The sequence below is a fragment of the Proteus terrae subsp. cibarius genome (genome assembly GCF_011045835.1).
Classification (GTDB): domain Bacteria; phylum Pseudomonadota; class Gammaproteobacteria; order Enterobacterales; family Enterobacteriaceae; genus Proteus; species Proteus cibarius.
On sequence record NZ_CP047349.1, the window covers coordinates 1 to 23,719 of the forward strand.

The 23,719-nt window shown below is 39.1% G+C and carries 22 protein-coding genes; 13 read left to right on the forward strand and 9 right to left on the reverse strand.

Going from position 1 to position 23,719, the window contains the following annotated elements:
* The 4 genes from dnaA to gyrB are packed head-to-tail and all read left to right on the forward strand — an operon-like array spanning position 1 to position 6,044.
* A complete protein-coding gene (dnaA, locus tag GTH25_RS00005; protein WP_075673271.1) occupies positions 1-1,401 on the forward strand; it encodes a chromosomal replication initiator protein DnaA in 1,401 nt (466 codons plus the stop codon).
* Positions 1,402-1,405: 4 nt separating this feature from the next.
* Positions 1,406-2,509: a DNA polymerase III subunit beta gene (gene dnaN / locus GTH25_RS00010; protein ID WP_164530223.1), complete on the forward strand. Its 1,104-nt coding sequence runs from the start codon at positions 1,406-1,408 to the stop codon at positions 2,507-2,509.
* Positions 2,510-2,520: 11 nt separating this feature from the next.
* Entirely contained in the window at positions 2,521-3,609 is a 1,089-nt protein-coding gene (gene recF / locus GTH25_RS00015; protein WP_164530224.1) for a DNA replication/repair protein RecF, read from the forward strand.
* Between the two features lie 20 nt (positions 3,610-3,629).
* Positions 3,630-6,044 carry a DNA topoisomerase (ATP-hydrolyzing) subunit B gene (gene gyrB, locus GTH25_RS00020; RefSeq protein WP_075673268.1) on the forward strand — a complete coding sequence of 805 codons (2,415 nt, stop codon included), beginning with the start codon at positions 3,630-3,632 and terminating at the stop codon, positions 6,042-6,044.
* A 73-nt stretch (positions 6,045-6,117) separates the two neighbouring features.
* Here the strand turns inward: gyrB and pepT are convergent, their stop codons facing one another.
* The 3 genes from pepT to asd form a co-directional block, all read right to left on the reverse strand.
* On the reverse strand, positions 6,118-7,353 hold the full coding sequence (gene pepT, locus GTH25_RS00025) for a peptidase T (RefSeq protein WP_164530225.1): 1,236 nt from the start codon (positions 7,351-7,353) through the stop codon (positions 6,118-6,120).
* 41 nt (positions 7,354-7,394) lie between these two features.
* Positions 7,395-8,942: an AbgT family transporter gene (locus GTH25_RS00030; RefSeq protein WP_075673266.1), complete on the reverse strand. Its 1,548-nt coding sequence runs from the start codon at positions 8,940-8,942 to the stop codon at positions 7,395-7,397.
* A gap of 461 nt (positions 8,943-9,403) precedes the next feature.
* Positions 9,404-10,510 (reverse strand): aspartate-semialdehyde dehydrogenase, encoded by a 1,107-nt coding sequence (gene asd / locus GTH25_RS00035; protein WP_088494138.1) that lies wholly within the window; start codon positions 10,508-10,510, stop codon positions 9,404-9,406.
* A gap of 472 nt (positions 10,511-10,982) precedes the next feature.
* Between asd and GTH25_RS00040 the strand changes: the two genes are divergently transcribed.
* Entirely contained in the window at positions 10,983-11,552 is a 570-nt protein-coding gene (locus GTH25_RS00040; RefSeq protein WP_075673264.1) for a class I SAM-dependent methyltransferase, read from the forward strand.
* 55 nt (positions 11,553-11,607) lie between these two features.
* Here GTH25_RS00040 and pdxR read toward each other — a convergent pair whose 3' ends face one another.
* Entirely contained in the window at positions 11,608-13,095 is a 1,488-nt protein-coding gene (pdxR, locus tag GTH25_RS00045) for a MocR-like pyridoxine biosynthesis transcription factor PdxR (RefSeq protein ID WP_164530226.1), read from the reverse strand.
* A 127-nt stretch (positions 13,096-13,222) separates the two neighbouring features.
* On the opposite strand from pdxR, the gene GTH25_RS00050 reads away from it, so the two are divergent.
* A complete protein-coding gene (locus GTH25_RS00050; protein WP_164530227.1) occupies positions 13,223-13,681 on the forward strand; it encodes a GNAT family N-acetyltransferase in 459 nt (152 codons plus the stop codon).
* A gap of 90 nt (positions 13,682-13,771) precedes the next feature.
* On the opposite strand, the gene GTH25_RS00055 is transcribed toward GTH25_RS00050, so the two are convergent.
* Positions 13,772-14,509, reverse strand: a complete 738-nt coding sequence (locus GTH25_RS00055) for a tetratricopeptide repeat protein (RefSeq protein ID WP_075673261.1) — start codon at positions 14,507-14,509, stop codon at positions 13,772-13,774.
* A 108-nt stretch (positions 14,510-14,617) separates the two neighbouring features.
* Between GTH25_RS00055 and murQ the strand changes: the two genes are divergently transcribed.
* Entirely contained in the window at positions 14,618-15,517 is a 900-nt protein-coding gene (murQ, locus tag GTH25_RS00060; RefSeq protein ID WP_164530228.1) for an N-acetylmuramic acid 6-phosphate etherase, read from the forward strand.
* Between the two features lie 116 nt (positions 15,518-15,633).
* Here murQ and GTH25_RS00065 read toward each other — a convergent pair whose 3' ends face one another.
* On the reverse strand, positions 15,634-16,497 hold the full coding sequence (locus GTH25_RS00065; protein WP_075673259.1) for a YicC/YloC family endoribonuclease: 864 nt from the start codon (positions 16,495-16,497) through the stop codon (positions 15,634-15,636).
* A 125-nt stretch (positions 16,498-16,622) separates the two neighbouring features.
* Here GTH25_RS00065 and rph point away from each other — a divergent pair, with 125 nt between their 5' ends.
* Together rph and pyrE are read left to right on the forward strand one after the other, a co-directional pair.
* Positions 16,623-17,339: a ribonuclease PH gene (gene rph / locus GTH25_RS00070; protein ID WP_069366895.1), complete on the forward strand. Its 717-nt coding sequence runs from the start codon at positions 16,623-16,625 to the stop codon at positions 17,337-17,339.
* 80 nt (positions 17,340-17,419) lie between these two features.
* Entirely contained in the window at positions 17,420-18,064 is a 645-nt protein-coding gene (pyrE, locus tag GTH25_RS00075) for an orotate phosphoribosyltransferase (RefSeq protein WP_075673257.1), read from the forward strand.
* 308 nt (positions 18,065-18,372) lie between these two features.
* Here the strand turns inward: pyrE and slmA are convergent, their stop codons facing one another.
* The 3 genes from slmA to coaBC all read right to left on the reverse strand — a co-directional run bounded on the left by slmA (position 18,373) and on the right by coaBC (position 20,742).
* Complete coding sequence (gene slmA, locus GTH25_RS00080; protein ID WP_075673256.1) at positions 18,373-18,975, reverse strand: nucleoid occlusion factor SlmA; 603 nt, start codon at positions 18,973-18,975, stop codon at positions 18,373-18,375.
* A gap of 113 nt (positions 18,976-19,088) precedes the next feature.
* Positions 19,089-19,547, reverse strand: coding sequence for a dUTP diphosphatase (gene dut, locus GTH25_RS00085; protein ID WP_006534255.1), 459 nt, complete (start codon positions 19,545-19,547; stop codon positions 19,089-19,091).
* Complete coding sequence (gene coaBC / locus GTH25_RS00090) at positions 19,531-20,742, reverse strand: bifunctional phosphopantothenoylcysteine decarboxylase/phosphopantothenate--cysteine ligase CoaBC (protein ID WP_164530229.1); 1,212 nt, start codon at positions 20,740-20,742, stop codon at positions 19,531-19,533. The genes dut and coaBC overlap by 17 nt, the downstream gene beginning before the upstream one ends.
* Before the next feature lie 303 nt (positions 20,743-21,045).
* On the opposite strand from coaBC, the gene radC reads away from it, so the two are divergent.
* The 4 genes from radC to GTH25_RS00115 all read left to right on the forward strand — a co-directional run bounded on the left by radC (position 21,046) and on the right by GTH25_RS00115 (position 23,657).
* A complete protein-coding gene (radC, locus tag GTH25_RS00095; protein WP_075673253.1) occupies positions 21,046-21,717 on the forward strand; it encodes a RadC family protein in 672 nt (223 codons plus the stop codon).
* A 247-nt stretch (positions 21,718-21,964) separates the two neighbouring features.
* Positions 21,965-22,201 carry a 50S ribosomal protein L28 gene (gene rpmB / locus GTH25_RS00105; protein WP_036914542.1) on the forward strand — a complete coding sequence of 79 codons (237 nt, stop codon included), beginning with the start codon at positions 21,965-21,967 and terminating at the stop codon, positions 22,199-22,201.
* Positions 22,202-22,212: 11 nt separating this feature from the next.
* The gene (gene rpmG / locus GTH25_RS00110) at positions 22,213-22,380 is read left to right on the forward strand and encodes a 50S ribosomal protein L33 (RefSeq protein WP_006534250.1); all 168 of its coding nucleotides are present in this window, start codon (positions 22,213-22,215) and stop codon (positions 22,378-22,380) included.
* A gap of 149 nt (positions 22,381-22,529) precedes the next feature.
* Positions 22,530-23,657 carry a glycosyltransferase family 4 protein gene (locus GTH25_RS00115; RefSeq protein WP_164530230.1) on the forward strand — a complete coding sequence of 376 codons (1,128 nt, stop codon included), beginning with the start codon at positions 22,530-22,532 and terminating at the stop codon, positions 23,655-23,657.
* Positions 23,658-23,719 lie beyond the last annotated feature (62 nt).

A 23,719-nucleotide genomic window follows, 5' to 3' on the forward strand; every position in this document is an offset into this window, starting at 1 on the left:
GTGTCACTTTCGCTTTGGCAGCATTGTCTTGCCCGATTGCAGGATGAGTTACCTGCCACTGAATTTAGTATGTGGATACGTCCCTTGCAGGCAGAACTAAGCGATAATACGCTGGCGCTGTATGCACCTAATCGTTTTGTTTTAGATTGGGTGAGAGAAAAATACATTAATAATATCAACGCATTATTAGTGGATTTTTGTGGCTCTGAAGTCCCTTCTTTACGTTTTGAAGTCGGTAATAAACCCGCATCAACACGTACTACGGAAAGTATTCCTAAAGCGGTTGTACATCCAACGGTGAATACGGCTCCAACGCATAGTCAGCCTATTCGGCCAAGTTGGGATAATCAACCCGCTTCTCAATTGCCTGAGCTTAATTATCGTTCTAACGTTAACCCTAAACATAAATTTGATAACTTCGTTGAAGGTAAATCAAACCAGTTAGCAAGAGCTGCAGCAAGACAAGTTGCTGATAACCCTGGTGGTGCTTATAACCCACTCTTTTTATATGGTGGAACAGGGCTTGGTAAAACGCACTTATTACATGCGGTAGGTAACAGCATTATGGAACGTAAAGCGAATGCAAAAGTCGTTTATATGCATTCTGAACGTTTCGTACAAGATATGGTAAAAGCGTTACAAAATAATGCGATAGAAGACTTTAAACGCTATTACCGTTCAGTGGATGCGCTATTAATTGATGATATTCAATTTTTTGCCAATAAAGAGCGTTCACAAGAAGAATTTTTTCATACCTTTAACGCATTGTTAGAGGGTAATCAGCAAATCATTTTAACGTCAGACCGTTATCCTAAAGAGATAAATGGTGTTGAAGATAGATTAAAATCACGCTTTGGTTGGGGATTAACGGTTGCCATTGAGCCGCCTGAACTTGAAACCCGAGTGGCGATTTTGATGAAAAAAGCGGATGAAAACCAAATTCAGTTACCTGACGAAGTGGCCTTTTTTATTGCCAAAAGACTTCGTTCTAACGTCCGTGAGCTTGAAGGTGCATTAAACCGAGTGATTGCTAACGCAAACTTTACAGGTCGTGCGATTACTATCGACTTCGTACGTGAAGCATTGCGTGATCTGCTCGCCTTGCAGGAAAAATTAGTCACAATTGATAATATTCAAAAAACGGTTGCTGAATATTATAAAATTAAAGTCGCTGATTTACTGTCAAAGCGGAGATCTCGATCGGTTGCCCGTCCGAGGCAAATGGCAATGGCGCTGGCGAAGGAATTAACAAACCACAGCTTGCCTGAAATCGGGGATGCCTTTGGGGGTCGTGATCATACAACTGTACTTCATGCGTGCCGAAAAATAGAGCAATTGCGTGAAGAGAGTCATGACATCAAAGAAGATTTTTCCAACTTAATCAGAACATTATCATCCTAGCGCTATGAAATTTATCATTGAACGTGAACAGCTTCTTAAGCCGCTACAACAAGTAAGTGGCCCTTTAGGTGGTCGTCCAACATTACCTATTTTAGGTAACCTATTGCTTAAGGTAACGGAAAACACCTTATCGCTAACGGGGACCGACCTTGAAATGGAAATGGTGGCAAGAGTTAATCTTAGCCAATCTCATGAAATTGGCGCCACAACTGTTCCTGCGCGTAAGTTTTTTGATATTTGGCGTGGGCTACCAGAAGGTGCTGAAATCAGTGTTGAGCTCGACGGTGATCGCCTTTTAGTGCGTTCAGGTCGTAGCCGTTTTTCTTTATCAACATTACCTGCGTCTGATTTTCCTAATTTAGATGACTGGCAAAGTGAAGTTGAATTTACTTTGCCTCAAGCAACATTAAAACGTTTGATTGAGTCCACTCAGTTTTCAATGGCACATCAAGATGTGCGTTATTACCTCAATGGTATGTTGTTTGAAACTGAAAATACAGAGTTACGCACAGTTGCAACAGATGGACACCGTTTAGCGGTATGTTCAATGGATATTGGACAATCTTTACCGGGACATTCTGTTATTGTTCCTCGTAAAGGTGTCATTGAATTGATGCGTTTACTTGATGGCGGTGGTGAAAGTTCACTGCAACTGCAAATCGGTAGTAACAATATACGTGCCCATGTAGGTGATTTTATTTTCACCTCGAAGTTGGTTGATGGTCGTTTCCCTGACTATCGTCGTGTATTACCGAAAAACCCAACGAAAACAGTGACTACGGGTTGTGATATTCTTAAACAGGCATTTTCTCGTGCTGCAATTTTATCCAATGAAAAATTCCGAGGTGTGCGTATAAACCTCACCAATGGTCAATTGAAAATTACAGCAAATAATCCTGAGCAAGAAGAAGCAGAAGAAATTGTTGATGTTCAATATCAAGGTGAAGAAATGGAAATTGGCTTTAATGTCAGTTATCTCCTTGATGTACTTAATACATTGAAATGTGAAGAAGTTAAGCTATTGCTAACAGATGCTGTTTCAAGTGTTCAGGTGGAGAATGTGGCAAGTTCTGCGGCTGCTTATGTTGTTATGCCAATGCGTTTATAATAGTCACTAACATGATTTTATCCCGTTTATTGATCCGTCATTTTAGAAATATTGAACAGGCGGATCTGCCATTAGCGGATGGCTTTAATTTTCTTGTTGGGCCTAACGGGAGTGGTAAAACAAGTATACTTGAAGCGATTTACACTCTAGGTCATGGACGCGCATTTCGTAGCTCTCAAGCTAATCGCGTGATCCAGCATGATGAAAATGAATTTATTCTTCATGGCCGCTTAAGTGGACTGAATGAAGAGAGCCGTGGCTATGCGATTGGATTAAGTAAAGATCGCGAAGGCAATAGTACAGTTCGTATTGATGGCAGCGATGGTCATAAAATTGCAGAGTTAGCAAAATTGTTACCCATGCAATTAATAACACCTGAAGGCTTTACACTACTGAATGGTGGGCCTAAATATCGTCGCGCTTTTATTGATTGGGGTTGTTTTCATAATGAACCTCGATTTTTTGTTGCATGGTCAGATTTAAAACGTGTATTAAAACAACGTAATGCAGCACTGAGGCAAGCAACGTCTTATCGACAACTGATACCTTGGGATAAAGAACTTATCTCATTAACAGAACAGATAAGTGAATGGCGAGCTCAATATACCGAAGATATCACTAAAGATATTGAAGAAACGTGTCGTCTGTTTTTGCCTGAGTTTTCGTTGAAAGTGAGTTTTCAACGGGGATGGGATAAAGAAACAGATTATGGTGAGTTGCTAGCACGTCAATTTGAACGTGATAAAATGCTAGCGTATACCTCACTTGGTGCTCATAAAGCAGATTTACGTATTAGAGCAAACGGCACGCCAGTAGAAGATATGTTATCACGAGGCCAGCTCAAGTTGTTGATGTGTGCTTTGAGGCTGGCACAAGGTGAATATTTCACTCGTAAGAATGGGCAAAGATGCCTGTATCTGCTCGATGATTTTGCTTCCGAATTAGATGCAAGTCGGCGTCAGTTGTTAGCCGAGCGTCTAAAGTCTACGCAAGCTCAAGTGTTTGTTAGTGCGATAACACAAGGGCAAGTGAAAGATATGCTAGATGTAAATAGCAGGCTATTTAGCGTAGAACGTGGCAAAATAGAGGTTAAACCATAGGAATAAAGCGAGAAACGTTGATGTCGAATACATATGACTCCTCAAGTATCAAAGTATTAAAAGGGCTGGATGCGGTGCGTAAGCGCCCGGGGATGTATATCGGGGATACAGATGATGGAACCGGTCTGCATCACATGGTCTTCGAGGTGGTCGACAACGCAATCGACGAAGCCCTCGCGGGTTTCTGTGATGAGATAATTGTCACTATCCATTCAGATAACTCCGTCTCTGTTCGAGATGATGGTCGTGGAATTCCAACCGGCATTCACCCAGAAGAGGGGGTCTCAGCGGCAGAGGTTATTATGACCGTTCTGCATGCAGGGGGTAAATTCGATGATAACTCCTATAAAGTCTCTGGTGGACTTCATGGTGTAGGGGTTTCTGTTGTTAATGCGTTGTCTGAAAAACTCGAACTGACAATCCATCGTGATGGAAAAATCCATCAGCAAATTTATCGTCACGGTGTGCCTGATGATCGCTTAAAAGTGATGGGCGATACTGAAAAATCAGGGACATTTGTTCGCTTCTGGCCAAGTCTTGAAACCTTTAAAGGTGAAACAGAATTCCAGTATGACATTTTAGCAAAACGTCTTCGCGAGTTGTCATTCTTGAACTCAGGCGTTTCTATCCGTTTAATTGATAAACGTGATAACCGTGAAGATCATTTCCACTATGAAGGCGGTATTAAAGCATTCGTTGAATACTTAAGCCGTAATAAAACGCCAATTCACCAAAATGTATTCTATTTCTCTACTGAAAAAGATGGTATTGGTGTTGAAGTGGGAATGCTGTGGAATGATGGTTTCCAAGAAAATGTTTATTGCTTTACCAACAATATTCCACAACGTGATGGTGGTACACACTTAGTTGGTTTCCGTACTGCAATGACGCGTACATTAAACAACTATATGGATAAAGAAGGGTATAATAAGAAATCGAAAATCAGTGCAACGGGTGATGATGCTCGTGAAGGCTTGATTGCGGTTGTTTCTGTTAAAGTACCCGATCCTAAATTCTCATCACAAACAAAAGATAAACTGGTTTCTTCAGAAGTGAAAACAGCGGTAGAAACGCTGATGAATGAGAAGCTGGTGGAATATCTGTTAGAAAATCCAAACGACGCGAAAATTGTTGTTGGTAAAATCATTGACGCCGCTCGTGCTCGTGAAGCAGCGCGTAAAGCACGTGAGATGACACGTCGTAAAGGCGCATTAGATTTAGGTGGTTTACCGGGTAAATTAGCGGACTGTTCTGAACGTGATCCTGCTTTCTCTGAACTGTATTTAGTGGAAGGGGACTCTGCGGGGGGCTCTGCAAAACAAGGGCGGAACCGTAAGACACAGGCTATTCTTCCGTTAAAAGGTAAAATCCTAAACGTTGAGAAAGCGCGCTTTGATAAAATGTTGGCTTCTCAAGAAGTGGCAACGTTAATTACAGCATTAGGTTGTGGTATCGGTCGTGATGAATATAACCCAGATAAACTGCGTTATCACAGCATTATCATCATGACGGATGCGGACGTCGATGGTTCTCACATTCGTACTCTGCTACTGACATTCTTCTATCGTCAAATGCCAGAAATTATCGAACGTGGTCATATCTTTATTGCTCAGCCACCACTTTACAAAGTGAAGAAAGGTAAACAAGAGCAATACATCAAAGATGACGACGCAATGGACGAATATCTGATGTCGATCGCGCTTGATGGAGCAGCACTTTATGTGAGTGAACACGCACCAGCAATGCACGGTGAGCAACTTGAAAAACTGGTTGTTGATTACCATGCAGCGCACAAGATTATTCGTCGTATGGAGCGTATCTATCCACTTAGCATGTTAAACAGCTTGGTATATCACTCAACGCTAACAGAAGATGCGTTATCCGATAAAGCTAAAGTTGAAGAGTGGATGAGTGGCTTAGTTAACCGTCTAAATGAAGCGGAAGAGCAAGGCAGTACTTATAGCTACACTATCGTTCAAAACGATGAAAATCGTCTGTTTGAGCCTGTGTTACGTATTCGTACTTATGGTGTGGATACAGACTACAAACTGGATTATGACTTTATCCACAGTAGCGAATATCAACGTATTACTCATTTAGGTGATATTATCGGTAACCTAATTGAAGAGGGTGCGTTTATTGAGCGTGGAGAGCGTCGTCAGCCAATTTCAAGCTTTGAAGAAGCACTTGAATGGTTAACAAAAGAATCACGTCGTGGCCTTGCTGTACAGCGTTATAAAGGTCTTGGTGAAATGAACCCAGAGCAATTATGGGAAACCACCATGAATCCAGATACACGCCGTATGATGCAAGTTACCGTGAAAGATGCGATTGCAACCGATGAATTATTTACCACCTTAATGGGTGATGCGGTTGAACCTCGTCGTGCCTTTATCGAAGAGAATGCGCTGAAAGCTGCAAATATCGATATCTAGTTTAGATTAAGTTAGATAAAAAAGCGGAGCCATGAAAATGGTTCCGCTTTTTTGTTGGCTAAAACAATAACACTTATCCGCGTTGCCCAGCCAAACGACACAGCATTTCTGTTACTAAATAGCTCTTTTCAAATGAGCTAACAGGTAAAAACTCAAAACGAGAGTGGAAATTCAGTGCACCAGTAAAATAGTTTGGTGTGAGTAATCCTCTTGCAGAAAGTGCTGAGCCATCTGTACCGCCTCGCATTGGGATCACGTTAGGCTGGATCTCTAACTGTTTTAGCGCCTCAAAAATAAGTTCGATAGCAGTGCGATCTTCCCCAATCGAATCACTAATATTGCTATATACATCAACAATTTCATAGTCTATCTGTGCGCGAGGATGACGAGCACGTATTAGTTCAACAGATTGGGCAATATATTGTTTACGTGCTTCATAGCTTTTTTTATCGAAATCACGAATAGCCATTTTAATCACCGCATTATCAGGGTTGGCGATTAAATCAGTGACGTAGAAATAACCTTCGCGATGTTCGGTGTGCTCTGGTGTATCAAAGCGGTCAAAACAGCCAATAAAATCATGAGCAACACGAATTGGGTTTAATAATACGTTTTTCGCTGACATTGGGTGCGCAGTAATACCTTTCACAGACACTTTAATTGATGCCGCATTAAAGGTTTCATACACTACTTCACCTAATGCGCAGCAATCTATGGTGTAAGCAAAATCAACGTTGAAGCGAGATAAATCCATCAGTTTAGAACCGCGTAATCCAATCTCTTCATCAGGTACAAACGCAACATAGATATCGCCATAATCAAAATCAGCATGTTGAAGTTTATCCATTAACTCCATAACCACAGTGATCGCTGCTTTGTTATCAGCACCTAATACGCTTGTACCATCACTAAAGATAATATCTTCACCAATATAAGGTTCTGCTTCAGGGTGTTCTTGGGCTTTAAACCAGACATCCTTCTCTTTATTTAAGCAGAGATCTTTCCCTTCATAACGCAGTGTTTGAGGGTAAATATCAGGCGAAATACCCACATCAACAGTATCAAGATGGGCAACAAACCCAACTTTAGGGGCATTGGGTTTAGTACCCGGTCTCATTGCATATAAAATGGCATGAGAATCGATATAGATATCTTTTAGTCCATAAGTTTCTAGCTCTTTAGCCAGTAACTTTGCTAACTCAAGTTGCCCTTGTGTGCTGGGTACCACAGAAGCAGATGCATCACTTTGGCTTTCAATAGCCAGATAACGGAAGAAACGCTGTTCTAACTTTTGACCTAGGGTGTTCATTATAATGTTGTTCCTAATACAGTTGTTTTTATAAGCGCGAGTTATGATGCCGGTTGCCATGTATATCCACTGTCAAAGCCAAGAGGAATATCGAGTCCCCAGAAGACAAACAGTGTCGTCGTTAATACAATAAGCAAGCCAATAGTAAAAGGGATCATCATTGAGCATAGTGTACCGATACCTGCCCCTTTATAGTATTTTTGGCAATACATCAAAATTAGTGGGTAGAATGGGAACATCGGTGTACTCACATTCATTGCGGAATCACTGACACGGAACGCGGCTTGCGTTAATTCAGGTGAAATTCCGACAGCCATTAACATTGGCACTAATACCGGTGCAATAACAGCCCATTTTGATGTTGCTGAGGTGATCATGATATTTAAAATAGCAGTCAGCAAAATCACACCTAATACCGTCATACCTGAAGGCATATTAAGCGTACGCAGCAACTCTGCACCCGATAACGCTAATAAAGTTCCTAAATTCGAGTGTTGGAAAGAGTAAAGGAACTGAGCCGCAAAAAAGGCAAAAACGATAAATGGGATCAGCGATTTAGTGATATTTTCCATCGCTTTGACGATATCTTTTGTGGAAGCAAAAGACTTGGTCATATAGCCATAGATTAAGCCGGGTACAGAGAAGAAAATAAATAGTAAAGGCACCACAATTTGCATAATTGGTGCTTTAGGGCTGGTTAAGCTACCTTCTGGCGAACGTAATGGCGAAGTTTCTGGTAATAACAGAGCAAATAAACCAATTCCCATCAACACAACGGCCCAACCAGCAAAGCGGAACGCGCGTTTTTCTATTGGTGTGATTTCACCCAACTCCGCATCCTTGGTATCAATCCCCGAAGAGACAGGGCAGTTTTTGTTTAACCAAGGCTCTACAATTTTTTCAGTGATATACCAACAAGTTAAAATAACACCAAATGTACCGCCTACACTAAAAAAGTAGTTACATAAAACGTTAACGCTATATCCCGGAGCCATAATTTGCGCCGCTTCTTGAGTAAAGCTTTGCATTATTGGGTCAATGATTGACGGTGTATAACTTGCTGTAAATCCACCTGCCAAACCTGCAAATGAGGCTGCGATACCGGCTAAAGGATGACGACCACTGGCATAGAACATCATCGCGGAGACAGGCATAAGAATAACGTAAGCTGAGTCAGACGCTAAGTGCGCAACAATACCAACAAATACAACCGTTGGTGTTAGCATTTTAGGGGAAATAAACGAAAGCATCTTCTTTAAAGCTGTTTTAATAAAACCACTGCTTTCTGCAATACCAATCCCTAATGTTGCAACAATCGTTATTCCGAGTGGAGGAAAGCTAATGAAATTTTTCACTGCACTTGTCACAAATAATATGATTTCTTCATATTGAAACATATTAATAACGGCAATTTTCTCTTTAGTCACTGGATGGAAATAATCAAAATGTACAAAAGAGAGGAAAAATGAAAATACCCAGCAGATCACTAGGGCGTAAACGAACAGCATCGTAACATCAGGCATGATATTACCAATACGTTCTACTCGGTTTAAAAAACCTTTTTTATTGGGTTGTGTTTGTGTTGTCATATTTATAATGCATCTTTTTATAAAAGTAATAAAAATCACCATAAATAAATGACAATGCAAAGTAAATTTATTTTTAAATAATAAGTAGTTACCGCGATTTCTATTTAATGAAGAGAAGAGAGCTAATATATTAGAAATAGTTATATTTAGATTTTCTTCATCATTACTTTTCAGTTGTTAAAAAATGCTTTATTTATTTTTACACTCTATTTTGAATAAAAATAGGTGGATTATGCTAAATAATCCATCTGAATTCTTTAGAGTTATTTTTGAAACTATTTTAGGAAACGTATTTTATAAAGCGCCATAAAATTAAAAATAAATAAAATATGAAAATTTAAAAAATAGTTTTGTGAGAAAAAAGAAGAGGGGGAATAAGAAATGAAGTTAATAGTTATTGAGAATAAGAATATCAACCATTTCTATTTTCTAAAAATGGCCGATATTCTAAATTATTAATATTAACGCAGAATATTTAGCATACGACGTAGAGGCTCTGCAGCACCCCATAACAGTTGGTCACCGACTGTAAAGGCTGAAATAAATTCAGGGCCCATATTCAGTTTACGAATACGGCCTACTGGTGTGCTCAATGTACCTGTAACTGCGGCAGGTGTTAATTCACGTATAGTTAATTCACGGTCATTAGGAATGACTTTTACCCAATCATTATGGCTTGCGAGTAACTGTTCAATCTCAGCAACAGGTAAGTCTTTCTTCAGTTTTAAGGTAAATGCTTGGCTATGGCAACGTAATGCGCCAATACGAACGCAAAGACCATCCACGGGAATGATATTTGAACCTGTATTGAGGATCTTGTTAGTTTCTGCTTGTCCTTTCCACTCTTCGCGGCTTTGGCCATTTTCTAATTGTTTATCAATCCAAGGGATCAAGCTACCTGCTAGAGGAACACCAAATTGCTCAGTAGGCATCGCACCACTGCGCGTAAAGTTAGTGACTTTGCGTTCAATATCTAAGATTGCTGATGCTGGGTTTTCTAGCTCTTTAACCACTTGATTATGTAAAGAGCCCATCTGTGACAGTAACTCTCTCATATGGCGAGCACCAGCCCCAGAAGCTGCTTGATAAGTGGATACACTTGCCCATTCCACTAAATTGTTAGCAAATAGGCCACCTAATGACATCAGCATTAAACTGACGGTGCAGTTACCGCCAACAAAGGCTTTGATACCTTTATTTAAGCTGTCTTGAATATGCTGTCCATTAACAGGATCGAGAATAATCACGGCATCATCATTCATACGAAGTGCCGATGCTGCATCAATCCAGTAACCTTGCCAGCCTGCTTGACGCAGTTTTGGATAGATTTCATTGGTGTAGTCACCACCTTGGCAACTAATGATAATATCGAGTGATGCTAAGGTATCAATATCATAAGCATCTTGCAGAGTGCTACGGTGATTACCATAAGCGGGTGCTGCTTCACCTAATTGAGATGTGGTGAAGAAAACAGGGTTTATCCCATCAAAATCACGTTCTTCAACCATTCTTTGCATTAAAACGGAGCCGACCATACCACGCCAGCCCACAAAACCAACATTTTTCATTGTAATTACCCTGTCTTTATCTGTAGGAATAGTGAGAGACCTCACACTAACCTGACAAAATATAGAGATAGGTGCAAGTTAATTTATTGATTATTTACCAAAGAATTAGAAGTGTTTCTTATAGTCTTCGTAGAGTTAACAAAGGAAAGCCTCAGAACGAACAAATATCAATGAGTTGTTAAAAAAGAAAATGAAGTAACCATAAAAATGTAAGAATAATCTGCTATATCTTATTTTCTTTTTTAGAATAAATAAAAATATATTCTTGTTTAAGAAAATAGAGTAAAAATAGAAAAATGTAAAATAGTGTAATATATAAGAAAAACGTATTTACTTAGAGATGACTCCAAGCTTTATACTGAAAGTCATTATTTAATAGATGATGTATTTTCATAAATAAAAATAATGATGAATGTTCTTCATTTAATCTAGTTTTTATTTTACCTTAATTAAAAGGCACTAGGAGGCGAAGATGGATATATCCACATTCATTCCATTATCTACATACTACTCATATGTAAAACGGTTTGTGATCTCACCAACTACGATGGGTACTATCGCGCCTTCATCTCGTTGGTTATGCTATGAAATGTTAGATAAACTCAATTGGCAACAGGATCTTCAAGTTGCTGAGTTAGGTGCTGGCACAGGGGTTATTACTCAACAGATCTTAAAAAGAATGTCGTTGAATTCATCATTAGATGTTTTTGAAATAGAACCCAGTTTTGCGACAGAGTTAGATAAGATTAATGATAAACGATTAAGGGTTTATACTGCATCAGCAGAGAAGTTAAATAGTCATTATAATATGATTATCTCAGGGCTACCTTTTTTATCTATTCCTAAAAAAACAGGTTTAAGAGTTTTAAAACGAGTGCATAAAGAGTTATTAAAAACACAAGGTTGTTTTGTATTATTTCAATATACAACTCGATATGAAAAAACGTTATCTCGTTATTTTCATTTAGAAAAAAAATTGGTAATGCTGAATGTTCCTCCTGCTTGGGTTTATTATTGCACACCAAAAAATAAAATAGGGTAAATGCAAAACTTGCTCGACGTTTATATTGAAAATAACAAATAAGAATAAATGTTATTTATTCAGATAATATTTGAGCAAGCAAAATAATACTCTTTTCAATTTCAATAGGATCATGAGCTGCGTACCCTAATAATACGCCTTGTCTTGGATAGGTTTGAATACAGTAACGTGATAAAGGCTGTATCGCTAAGCCAATCTCTCGTGATTTTTTCACAATATATTCTTCTGTATAGCCAACCTGTAACCAGCAGACAATATGGATACCTGAATCTGTCGGTTCAACACAGAAAACATGAGATAGATGTGTTTTTATGGCATTAGTTAACACTTGATAACGTTCATAACAGGCTTTTCGTATTCGCCTAACATGGCGTGCATAATGCCCTTGAGAAATAAATAGCGCCAATGTGGCTTGCTCTAAAAAGCCAGAATGTGAATCGGTATAGTATTTAGCAGCTTTAAAAGTATCAACTAAAGGTAAAGGGACCACTAAAAAGCCTAAACGAAATCCGGGATACATCATTTTTGAGAATGTACCGGCATAAATAACGCGCTGGTATTTATCTAATCCTTGGAGAGATTGAATGGGTTTAGAGTGATAGCGAAACTCACTATTGTAGTCATCTTCAAAGATCCACAGATTATTAGATGATGCCCACTCTAATAACGCAATACGACGTGAAAGTGAGAGCGTATTACCCAAAGGGAATTGATGTGAAGGTGTCGTAAAAACAAGTTTTGCTTCAGGACACTTTTCTATTCCTTGAGAAATATCCATTCCGTCAATATCTGAATTTATTGGGTATGATTGAATACCATAAGATGTGAAGATCCCCCGAGCACTGTCATAACCAGGATCATCTAACCAAACTGCATCACCTTCTTTTAATAATACTCTGGTGGTGAGATTAATCGCTTGTTGTGTTCCATTCACAATAATGATTTGCTCAGGTTGGCAAAAAAGCCCACGAGTTGATTGCATATATTGGCATATCATCTCTTTTAAAGGCGTGTAACCTGTTGGCGAATTAAATGTTGCGAGTGCTTTTTTCGATTGTCGCCAAACTCGCCCTAATAATCTTCCCCAAAGCTCATGTGGAAACAGATCAACACATCCAACACCGACATGAAAAATCGGATTATTATTGATATTGGGTTGTGATTGTTGCCAAAACGCTTGTGCTTTTTGCATATTGGGATTTAGCGTTTCTAATGGACTTTCGATTGATGGTGATGAAATAGAGTGGGTTGTTTTGATCCACTTATCTGAAATAATGGCATCAGGGATTGTGCTTGCAACAAAAGTACCTGCACCGCGTCGAGTAAATAAATAGCCTTCATCAATTAAACGTTCAAATCCTGCAATAACAGAATTGCGGGAAATTGACATCATTTCAGCTAAGGTACGGCTTGATGGTAGACGACTACCTGATGTTAAGCGTCCATCTAAAATCGCTTTTCTAATCGCGTGATAAATCTGAGAACCAATAGGTCCTTCTTCTAAAACAAGGTTAGGGAAATAAGCTGTTTTTTTCTGTTTCATAAAGTGGACCCTATAAAAACACAAAAAGTGTACCTTATTGAGAACCAAAATTAAACGTACCATGACCACGATTAAAGGCAGGTGATACCTTTTTATAGCATTTATGAAAGTAGAAGGAAGTGAAGAGATGAGCACAACACCAATAACTGTTTCAATTCAGTTTGTTGAACAAGAGCATTATGTTCAATGGTTGCCACATTGGTTAAGTTATCAAGCATTTTATAAAGTTGAGTTATCAGAAGAGACAACATTAAAAACATGGGCACGTTTTTTTGATGAAAAAGAACCTGTTTATTGTGCTGTAGTGATGGAAGGTGAAAAAGTATTAGGCTTTGTACATTACCTTTTTCATCGTTCAACATGGGCTGAAAGTGATTTTTGTTATTTAGAAGATTTATTTGTTTCACCAGATACACGTGGTCGCCATGTAGGTAAGCAACTTATTGAGTTTGTTAATCAACAAGCAAAACAGCGTAATTGTGCTCGTTTATATTGGCATACACAGGAAACCAATTTACGTGGTCAGCGCTTATATAATTGGGTAGCAGAAAAACCGGGTGTGATTGAATACCGTATGGCGCTATAAAAGAACGTTAGGTAGGACAGACAGGGTATAAAAGAGATGGCGATATTTATCATCTCTTTTCTGAGTTAGGGTTATTTATTCGATTTTGGGTTAATTAAACGCTTGTTGGCAATAAAACTCATTGCCAACTTTTTTTGCTTCTTCACAAGCTTGTTGCATTAATTCATCTGCTTTTTGCTTGTTTGGCTCGATAATATAATATTGACCAGAGAACATAAAAGAAGCCATTGCTTGAGCAAATCCTTCAAAAGTCATTTCATTAGCTTTTGCAAACCACATATTCGCTTTTTCAGTATCTACAGGTACATTACCCACTCCGCTATAAAGAACACCTAGCCAAATCGGAGCGTAAACAAGCTCTGGTTGATGAGTTGCTGCGGCTTCTTCTAATAATATAATTGCTTTTTTGTAATCTGTTTCACCAGATAAAGGTGCCATAAGAGCCGTTGCTAAACTTATTTTTCCTCTTATGCTTCCTTTATTTGCTGCGATTGTTGCTAATTTTCTCGCTTCAACATAATAATTTTTAAAGTAAGGATCCGCATTAAATAAATAGAGATCAGCAAGTAATGCATAGGCATCGGCATAGTCGTTTTTTATTGCCTCATTTGCCCATAATTGAGCATTAAGAATATTTTTTTCGACACCGGTTCCCATTAAATACATTTCAGCTAATTGATATTGAGCTGGTGCATTGTGATTTAGTGCTTCTTTGCGAGTATCTTCAAATTTTCTTTTGTCTTGCTCTTCAAAATTAGCATGTAAAGAAAACGAGAAAAAAAGTGTAATTAGGCTGATAAAGGTCGAAATATATTTAATAAATGTCATGTAAGGTACCGTTTGTAATGATTTTGAAAATCTTACCAATAATAATGGTATAAAAGCAGTTTATTTCTTCGACTTAATCAAACAAATAATAATATTGGGAGTGCGATAATGGCGATTGACCTTAGCAATCTTGTCACAGAAAGTAGAAATCATAACAGTGAAAATATAGACACGCTTTCAACCTTCGATATGCTAAAAGTCATTAATAATGAAGATAAAAAAGTGCCATTAGCAGTCGAAAAAACGTTACCTGAAATTACTCAATTAGTTGATAAAGTTGCGATTGCTTTTTCTCAAGGTGGTCGTCTTATTTATTGTGGCGCTGGTACATCGGGGCGATTAGGGATTTTAGATGCCAGTGAATGCCCTCCAACTTATGGTACACCTCATGAAATGGTGATTGGATTAATTGCTGGTGGACACAAGGCTATTTTACAAGCGGTCGAGAATGCAGAAGATAATACTCAATTAGGCGAACAAGATTTACGCCAACTTAATTTTAATGAGCAAGATATTTTAGTGGGTATTACTGCAAGTGGTAGAACACCGTATGTGATAAGCGCTCTGCAGTATGCAAAATCATTAGGTGCAACAACAGGGGCGATAAGTTGCAATCCAGAAAGCCCGATTGCCAAACTTGCTGATATTGCCATTACACCGATTGTGGGTGCTGAAGTGGTAACAGGTTCATCACGTATGAAAGCCGGCACAGCACAAAAACTTATCTTAAATATGATAACAACAGGTGCGATGATAAAAATCGGCAAAGTTTTTGGTAATTTAATGGTGGATGTTGAAGCGACTAATGCCAAATTGGTTGAACGCCAAATTCGCATTGTAATGCAAGCAACCGAGTGTGAAAGAGCTATCGCTGAAGAAGCGTTATCACAATGTCATCGTCAGTGTAAAACGGCAATTCTTATGATCTTAGCAAATGTAGATGCACAGCAGGCCACACAGATGCTTAATCAAAACAAAGGATTTATTAGAAAGGCGTTGGGTGAGTGATTTAATGTATAATTTATAAAAATGAAGCCAATAAAAATTAGAAACTTATTATAAAAAAGCCAGCAAATACAAGGTATCTACTGGCTTAATGATAGGCTGTAAACCGCTAAGAAATCTTACTCAATATTTTGAATTTGCTCACGCATTTGTTCAATTAAAACTTTTAATTCAATGGCTGAATTAGTGACTTCAGTATTAATTGATTTCGATGCTAATGTATTGGATTCACGGTTAAATTCTTGCATCATAAAATCAAGACGGCGACCTACGGCTTCTTTTTTTACAAGAATTTTTCGTGTTTCTTTAACGTGAGCTTCTAATCTATCAAGCTCTTCAGCAACATCTAAACGTTGCGCTAACATCACTAACTCTTGCTCTAAACGATTATTATCAATTTGAACTTGAGCTTCTTCTAATTTGCTTGTTAAGCGTTCACGTTGCCATTGTAAAACTTCTGGCATCTGTGCTCTCACCTTAACAACTTCTTCGCAAACAGCATCTAAACGCTGTTCGATAAGTACTTTCAGTGATTGCCCTTCTGCTTCACGGCTTGCGATGAAGGCGTCGATCGCTAAATCTAATTCAGCTAAAAGCTCAGTACCAATGGCATCTAAATCTTGCTCTTGTGCGGAAATAACACCCGGCCAACGTAAAATATCAAATGGGCTGATAGTCCCTTCATGGCTGTGGCTTTTTACCCAGTTGGCAGAAACAATCAGTTGTTTTGCTAAATTTTCATCAAGATTAAGTTCGCCTTGAAAGCGAGCATTAAGATCAAAACGTAAGTTACATTCAATTTTACCGCGCGTTAAGCGATTACGTAGACGTTCACGAATAACAGGTTCTAAACTACGTAATTGCTCAGGTAAACGAATATAAGTTTCAAGGTAGCGTTGGTTGACGGAACGTAGTTCCCATGCAGCGCTACCCCAGTCTTTTTTGATGTCTCGGCGAGCAAAAGCGGTCATGCTACGGATCATAATAAGGTCTCAATAGTGTAAAAGATGATACGATTATAACCCTAGGCATCGATACAGGATAGGCATAAGCCATTTTAGGTCGTATAATGCGCCCCCAATATGTCAGAGAAAGCGGAGATAACACCATGCGTCCAGCAGACAGACAAGCAGACCAAGTACGTCCTATTACCATCACTCGCCATTATACAAAACACGCTGAGGGTTCTGTATTAGTCGAATTTGGTGATACTAAAGTCTTGTGTAACGCCACTGTAGAAGAGGGTGTACCACGTTTTCTTAAAGGGCAAGGGCAAGGTTGGGTAACCGCAGAATACGGTATGCTTCCTCGCGCAACAAATAGTCGTAATGCACGTGAAGCGGCTCGTGGTAAACAAACCGGCCGTACTATGGAAATTCAACGCTTAATTGCACGCTCATTACGTGCTGCTGTTGATTTAAAAGCATTAGGTGAATTCACTATCACTGTTGATTGTGATGTTATTCAAGCTGATGGAGGTACACGTACGGCCTCTATCTCTGGTGCTTGCGTCGCATTAGTTGATGCTTTAAATAAAATGGTTGAAGAAGGTAAACTGAAAAAGAGCCCTCTTAAATCAATGGTCGCCGCTGTATCTGTGGGAATTGTTGATGGTGAACCATTATGCGATCTCGAATATGTTGAAGATTCTGCCGCAGAAACAGATATGAATGTGGTGATGATTGATGATGGTCGTATGATTGAAGTTCAAGGTACGGCAGAAGGCGCACCATTTAGCCATGAAGAATTACTTGCTTTACTCGCCCTTGCAAAGGGGGGGTTAGAGAAAATATTTGAAGCGCAAAAAGAGGCGCTTAAGCAATAAATTATATTTTTAAGGCGACTGAGAAGTCGCCTTTTTTATGCCTAAAATTTGTCATCAAGTAACGTAGAGAGGAGAAAGAAATGAAAGCCTACCAACGCCGCTTTATCGAACTAGCATTAGCAAAAAATGTCCTGAAATTTGGTGAGTTTACACTGAAATCAGGAAGGGTGAGTCCTTACTTTTTTAATGCCGGTTTATTTAATACAGGGCGTGATTTGGCTTTACTGGGGCAGTTCTATGCGCAAACATTATTAGATAATAATGTGTCTTGTGATGTGCTGTTTGGGCCCGCTTATAAAGGGATACCTATTGCAACCACAACGGCAGTCGCATTGGTTGAACATCATGATATCGATATCCCTTACTGTTTTAATCGTAAAGAGGCTAAAGATCATGGTGAAGGAGGAACATTAGTAGGAAGCCCATTGAAAGGTAATGTTGTGATTGTCGATGATGTCATTACAGCAGGTACTGCAATTCGGGAATCAATGGAAATCATAAAACAGCATGATGCAACGCTTTCTGCTGTGTTATTAAGTTTGGATAGACAAGAGAAAGGGCGAGAAGAACTTTCCGCAATACAAGAGTTAAAACGTGATTATCAATGCCAAGTGTATTCGATTATTACCTTGGATGATTTAATTAGTTATCTAAGTGAGAATAAAACATTGTCTGAGCATTTACCTGCGGTTAAAGCTTATCGAGAGCGCTATGGCGTGAATTAATAAAGTGAATACGCGATAAACGAATTGGTCGATTAGAGATAAAAAAAAGCCCTCGCCCAATTATGGGCGGGGTGAGTAGTACAATGAATCTTCTGCGACAATTATCACAGATATTGAAATATAAAAAGGACTTTTACAGCAGGGGCAAAGCGAGTCGCTAATGCCACAATGTAGGAAGTGCACGAGTGCCATTCCTGATAAATACATTTAGGTAACTGTGTACCAGAGGACGCATGTTAACACAAATAAGAAAAAAACGGCATAGCTGTAAATTTCAAATTGTTGAGTTAAATCACGAGTCCATCATTTCATTGTAACTGTGCCAAAATTAATGGCCAGCGAGCTTCAAATTCTTGAGTGGGTTGATAGCGAAATTCTGTGCGTACAAAGCGCGCTAACATACCTTCACAAAAAGCGAGTAGTTGTGAAGCAAGTAATGCTTCATCATGCAAGAAAGCACTACCTTCACGAATTTTACGCTCTTTAATGACTTGTCGTAGTTGAACCTCAATACGCTCATAAAGCTGGTTTATTCGCCCTTGTAATCTGTCTTGTTCAAACATCAATGCATGACCAGTCAAAATACGAGATAGCCCCGGGTTTTTCTCAGCAAAACCGAGGATCAAGATAAGAATTAAGCGAATTCTTGCAACAGCCTCTTTTTCGTCTTTTAAAATCAAATTAATACGGGAGACTAAGCTATCTTCGATAAACTCAATCAAGCTATCAAACATTTTGGTTTTACTGGGAAAATGTCGATAGAGTGCGGCTTCAGATACACCAACAGTAGCGGCAAGTTTTGCCGTTGTGATGCGCTGACTACCATCACTTGATTCCAACATTTGGGCAAGTGACTGTAAGATTTCATCCCGTCTATTTCTTTTCTTTTTGGTTTCTTTTTCTTCTGCCATGACTGATAAGGCCCCTGCTAAAAGCAAAACAAATCAGTAAACCTTTGCACTAAGGTTTTTTAGTGCAAAGGGAGTGATATCGTCATTGATATAATTAATGCAAGACGTATTTATTATTGGCGGCCGGAGTGACCAAAGCCACCGCTACCACGTTCCGTTGCGGTAAAATCTTCAACAATATTAAATTCAGCTTGAACGACGGGTACGATAATCATTTGAGCAATACGCTCACCCGGTTCGATGGTAAATGCTGTTTGACCACGATTCCAAACAGATACCATCAGTTGACCTTGGTAATCGGAATCAATCAGCCCAACTAAGTTACCTAATACAACACCGTGTTTATGGCCTAAACCTGAGCGAGGAAGTACCATTGCTGCTAATCCTTCATCGGCAATATGTACAGCAAGACCTGTAGGTAATAATTCGGTTTGCCCTGGTTCAAGAACTAATGGTGCATCAAGGCAAGCGCGTAAATCTAAACCAGCAGAGCCTGTCGTGGCATAAGCAGGAAGTGGATATTCTTGACCAATACGTGCATCAAGGATTTTAACATCAATTTTTTTCATCATAATGTTTGGCTATCTCGTCAAGTAGGCGATGGCTAAGTTGTGCTTTACTACTGTGTGGTAAGCGCACTTCTCCATTAGCCCAAATAAGGTGTAATGCATTATTGTCACTGTTAAAGCCTTGATTTTCTATTGAAACATCATTGGCACAGATTAAATCGAGTTGCTTTTGTTCTCGTTTTTTGCGGGCATATTCTTCCACATTCTGGGTTTCGGCTGCAAATCCAACAACAAAAGGACGGTGTTCAATCATTTTTCCGACACTCGCGACAATGTCGGGGTTTTTTACCATAGTGATGGTGACTTCATCACCTTGTTTTTTTATTTTTTCAGTCGCGATAAGTTTAGCGCGGTAATCTGCAACCGCCGCACAACCAATAAAAATATCTTGTGAAGGTGCGATTAGCATCACTTGTTCATACATTTCTTGTGCGCTTTCAACGTCAATACGTTTAACACAAGCGGGTGTCGGTAATGTGACAGGCCCTGCGATAAGTGTGACATCAGCTCCACGTAATGCGGCCGCTTGTGCAATCGCAAATCCCATTTTCCCGGAGCTATGATTACTGATAAAACGCACTGGATCTAAGGCTTCACGAGTCGGACCTGCGGTTATCGTAATTTTTTTACCTGCAAAATCTTGTGGCTGTAAAGCAAGTTGTTTTTCAGCTAATGCGACAAGAGCTAAAGGATCTAACATTCGTCCCGGTCCTACATCACCACAAGCTTGGCTACCTGAGTCAGGCCCCCAAATTAAACAGCCTCGTTGTTCTAAAGCGGATAAATTTTCTTGTGTAATCGTGGCTCTGTACATTTGCTGATTCATTGCTGGCGCAATAGCGATAGGTGCACTACTCGCTAAACAGAGTGTGGTAAGTAAATCATTTGCCATACCCACTCGTAAACGCGCAATAAGATCGGCAGTAGCAGGTGCAAGTAGAATTAAATCAGCCCATTTACCTAATTCAATATGCCCCATAGCGGCTTCTGCAGCTGGATCAAGTAAATCATCCGCAACAGGAAAACCAGAAACAGCTTGTAGTGATAAAGGTGTCACAAATGCATGAGCTGCGGGTGTCATTACAACTCGCACAATTGCCCCTTTCTCACGTAAACGGCGTACAAGTTCAGGTGCTTTATAGGCCGCAATACCACCACTGATACCAAGAATAATCTTTTTGTCGTGAAGTGTAGTCATGATGAAATGCCTAAGTACATAAATAATTGCCCGTAATTTTACCACAAGGTCATTGTGAATTCGGAATTCTATGTAACTTCATGTTTTATAGATTAAATTTTTGCGATTCATCTCGCATAAATTTTATATGTGTCTTTTTTATACAAGATTAGCAGTTTATAGTAAATTAACTGTATAAAACAACAGTTGTTTTACGATTAGCATTTAATGATGAGTGATGTTTCACCTAAATCCTAATGTTTATGTAAATAGATAAAATAGATCATTAATACCACTGCCTTTACTTAATTAAGGAGTCCACGGATGGAAAATCAATCGGTTAGTGAACTTTTACCTAGAGAAAAATTATTACTTTATGGCGTTGAATCACTCACTGATATTGAGTTATTGGCGCTCTTTTTACGCACAGGCACTTATGAAAAATCTGTATTAGAACTGGCAGCGTTTTTACTGAAAGAGTGTGGTTCTCTTTATCATGTTATTAATGCTGATTATGAAACCTTAGGGCGTTTTAAAGGTGTTGGTGTAGGAAAGTTTACCCAGCTACAAGCGATTAATGAAATGGCACAGCGCTTTTCTACAACACAATTTATGTATAAAAATGTATTATCTTCTTCAGAAGATACAAAGTATTACTTACAAAAATTATTGCATTGGCGAGACAGAGAAGTGTTTGTGGTACTGTTTCTCGATAATCAAAATCAATTGATTGCATTTGAAGAGATGTTTAAAGGAACAATTAACAGAGTAGAGGTTCATCCTAGAGAAATTGTCCGTCAATCAATAAAAAAGAATGCAACATCTATCATTCTTGCTCATAATCACCCTTCTGGTATTTGCGAACCAAGTCTCGCAGATAAAGTAATAACAGAAAAAATTTTTACTGCTTGCCAATTAGTGGGTGTAAATGTACTCGATCACCTTGTGATAGGGCATGATAATTGTGTTTCTTTCGCAGAACGAGGTTGGTTGTAGCAAATATTTTTGTAATTATTGTCAATCTTTATTTGTACGGGTCTTGAGCGTTGAGGCCATTGGGCGTATACTACGCCACCTTTGAGGATCTTGGGTTTGGCGAGAAGAGCCTATCTCAGCAAGTTTTTTCTGAGGTGTTTACACAGTTTTTCAATCGTTAAAAGTTGCTGAGATGGGCTCCAAAGCCTGACGAGGCGGTCAAACCTGATATTAAAGCTCGAGCTGATTAGATTTTTGGAGAATAGACATGTCCCGAGTCTGCCAAGTTACCGGCAAGCGTCCTGTGAGTGGAAACAACCGCTCTCACGCATTAAACGCGACTAAACGCCGTTTTCTGCCAAACCTGCACTCTCACCGTTTCTGGGTTGAGTCTGAGAAACGTTTCGTAACTCTGCGTGTATCTGCTAAAGGTATGCGTGTGATTGATAAGAAAGGCATCGAATCTGTATTAGCAGATTTACGTGCCCGTGGTGAGAAGTTCTAAGGAGCTGAAAAATGGCTAAAGGTATTCGCGAGAAAATTAAACTCGTTTCTTCTGCTGGTACAGGTCACTTCTATACCACTACGAAGAACAAACGCACTATGCCAGAAAAACTGGAAATGAAAAAATTCGATCCAGTTGTTCGTCAACATGTGCTTTATAAAGAAGCTAAAATTAAATAATTTTAGTTTTCTTAAAAAACCCGACCTTAGTGTCGGGTTTTTTGTTATCTGGAGCCTGCTAAGTATAACAAAGTAAAGCTATTGTGATCTTAGCTTACTCTTTAGTTATACTATGGCTCTTTTTAAATCATCAGATAAATGGATTGCGGATGAGTAAGTCAGTATTATCAATATTACATACAGAATCATCTTGTGGATGGGGTGGTCAGGAAATCCGTATACTGACGGAATCTCAAGGTATGATCCGCAGAGGGCATCGAGTTGCATTAGTGTGTTGCCCTACATCCAAAATTGCCAAGGCCGCGCCTGATTATGGTATTGAGGTTTTCACTTTACCCATTGAAAAAAAACGTGGTTCAGCATTAAAAGCACTTCGCCAATGGCTGAAATTACATCGCCACCAATTTGATGTTATCAATACTCATAGTTCCACTGATGCATGGTTAGTCGCTGCTTCTTGTGCCACATTACGTCATTCTCCTGTGGTCGTTCGAACTCGCCATGTTTCTACAGATGTTTCACGTTCATTACCAACTCGATGGCTTTATCTTTCGTCCAGTACCCATGTTGTGACAACAGGGGAAAAATTACGCCAGACTCTCCATCAGCATAATAAATTTCCATTAGAAAAAATGACATCAGTGCCTACGGGAATTGATCTGCAACGTTTTTATCCACAAAACAAACAACAAGCTAGAGAAAAAATTGGAATACCGAATAAACCGACATTAGGTATTGTTGCAACTATGCGAGTGTGGAAAGGACATAAATATTTAGTAGAAGCATGGAAATCATTACATCAGCGGTTTCCTGATTGGCAATTAATTTTTGTTGGTGATGGGCCTCAACGTAAAAATTTAGAACCGATGGTTAAAGAGGCAGAATTAGAACAAAGCATTTTCTTCCTTGGTAATCGTAATGATGTGCCTGATTGTTTAAATGCAATGGATCTCTTTGCGTTACCATCTTTTGGTAATGAAGGTGTGCCGCAAGGTATTATGCAGGCAATGGCGTGTGGTTTGCCTGTTGTATCGACTACGGTTGGCGCGATTAGCGAAGCCGTTATTGATGGTAAAACAGGATTTACATTAGTACCACAGGTACAAGAAACATTAACAAGTCATTTAGCCAAATTAATGCGCTCAGATGAATTACGTGAGCAGATGGGAAAAGCAGCGCTTGAACACGCTGTTTCACGATTTGGTTTGGATAATATGTTAGATAAGATGGAAAGGATCTTTATTCAGGCAATCAACGATAAAAATAAGTCAGTATGATTAATGCTGATAATAAAGTTTTGAAACGATTATCTCTATTATCAACTTGGTGTATTCATCTT

Bases quoted from the DNA above. Each gene is read 5' to 3' on its own strand.
- asd (WP_088494138.1), bottom strand. From the start codon at position 10,510: ATGAAAAATGTTGGTTTTGTGGGCTGGCGTGGTATGGTCGGCTCCGTT.
- GTH25_RS00055 (WP_075673261.1), bottom strand. From the start codon at position 14,509: ATGACATTTATTAAATATATTTCGACCTTTATCAGCCTAATTACACTT.
- dut (WP_006534255.1), bottom strand. From the start codon at position 19,547: ATGATGAAAAAAATTGATGTTAAAATCCTTGATGCACGTATTGGTCAA.
- rpmG (WP_006534250.1), top strand. From the start codon at position 22,213: ATGGCTAAAGGTATTCGCGAGAAAATTAAACTCGTTTCTTCTGCTGGT.
- pdxR (WP_164530226.1), bottom strand. From the start codon at position 13,095: ATGAAACAGAAAAAAACAGCTTATTTCCCTAACCTTGTTTTAGAAGAA.
- GTH25_RS00065 (WP_075673259.1), bottom strand. From the start codon at position 16,497: ATGATCCGTAGCATGACCGCTTTTGCTCGCCGAGACATCAAAAAAGAC.
- recF (WP_164530224.1), top strand. From the start codon at position 2,521: ATGATTTTATCCCGTTTATTGATCCGTCATTTTAGAAATATTGAACAG.
- GTH25_RS00030 (WP_075673266.1), bottom strand. From the start codon at position 8,942: ATGACAACACAAACACAACCCAATAAAAAAGGTTTTTTAAACCGAGTA.
- GTH25_RS00115 (WP_164530230.1), top strand. From the start codon at position 22,530: ATGAGTAAGTCAGTATTATCAATATTACATACAGAATCATCTTGTGGA.
- pyrE (WP_075673257.1), top strand. From the start codon at position 17,420: ATGAAAGCCTACCAACGCCGCTTTATCGAACTAGCATTAGCAAAAAAT.
- radC (WP_075673253.1), top strand. From the start codon at position 21,046: ATGGAAAATCAATCGGTTAGTGAACTTTTACCTAGAGAAAAATTATTA.
- rpmB (WP_036914542.1), top strand. From the start codon at position 21,965: ATGTCCCGAGTCTGCCAAGTTACCGGCAAGCGTCCTGTGAGTGGAAAC.
- gyrB (WP_075673268.1), top strand. From the start codon at position 3,630: ATGTCGAATACATATGACTCCTCAAGTATCAAAGTATTAAAAGGGCTG.
- GTH25_RS00040 (WP_075673264.1), top strand. From the start codon at position 10,983: ATGGATATATCCACATTCATTCCATTATCTACATACTACTCATATGTA.
- pepT (WP_164530225.1), bottom strand. From the start codon at position 7,353: ATGAACACCCTAGGTCAAAAGTTAGAACAGCGTTTCTTCCGTTATCTG.
- dnaN (WP_164530223.1), top strand. From the start codon at position 1,406: ATGAAATTTATCATTGAACGTGAACAGCTTCTTAAGCCGCTACAACAA.
- murQ (WP_164530228.1), top strand. From the start codon at position 14,618: ATGGCGATTGACCTTAGCAATCTTGTCACAGAAAGTAGAAATCATAAC.
- coaBC (WP_164530229.1), bottom strand. From the start codon at position 20,742: ATGACTACACTTCACGACAAAAAGATTATTCTTGGTATCAGTGGTGGT.
- slmA (WP_075673256.1), bottom strand. From the start codon at position 18,975: ATGGCAGAAGAAAAAGAAACCAAAAAGAAAAGAAATAGACGGGATGAA.
- rph (WP_069366895.1), top strand. From the start codon at position 16,623: ATGCGTCCAGCAGACAGACAAGCAGACCAAGTACGTCCTATTACCATC.
- GTH25_RS00050 (WP_164530227.1), top strand. From the start codon at position 13,223: ATGAGCACAACACCAATAACTGTTTCAATTCAGTTTGTTGAACAAGAG.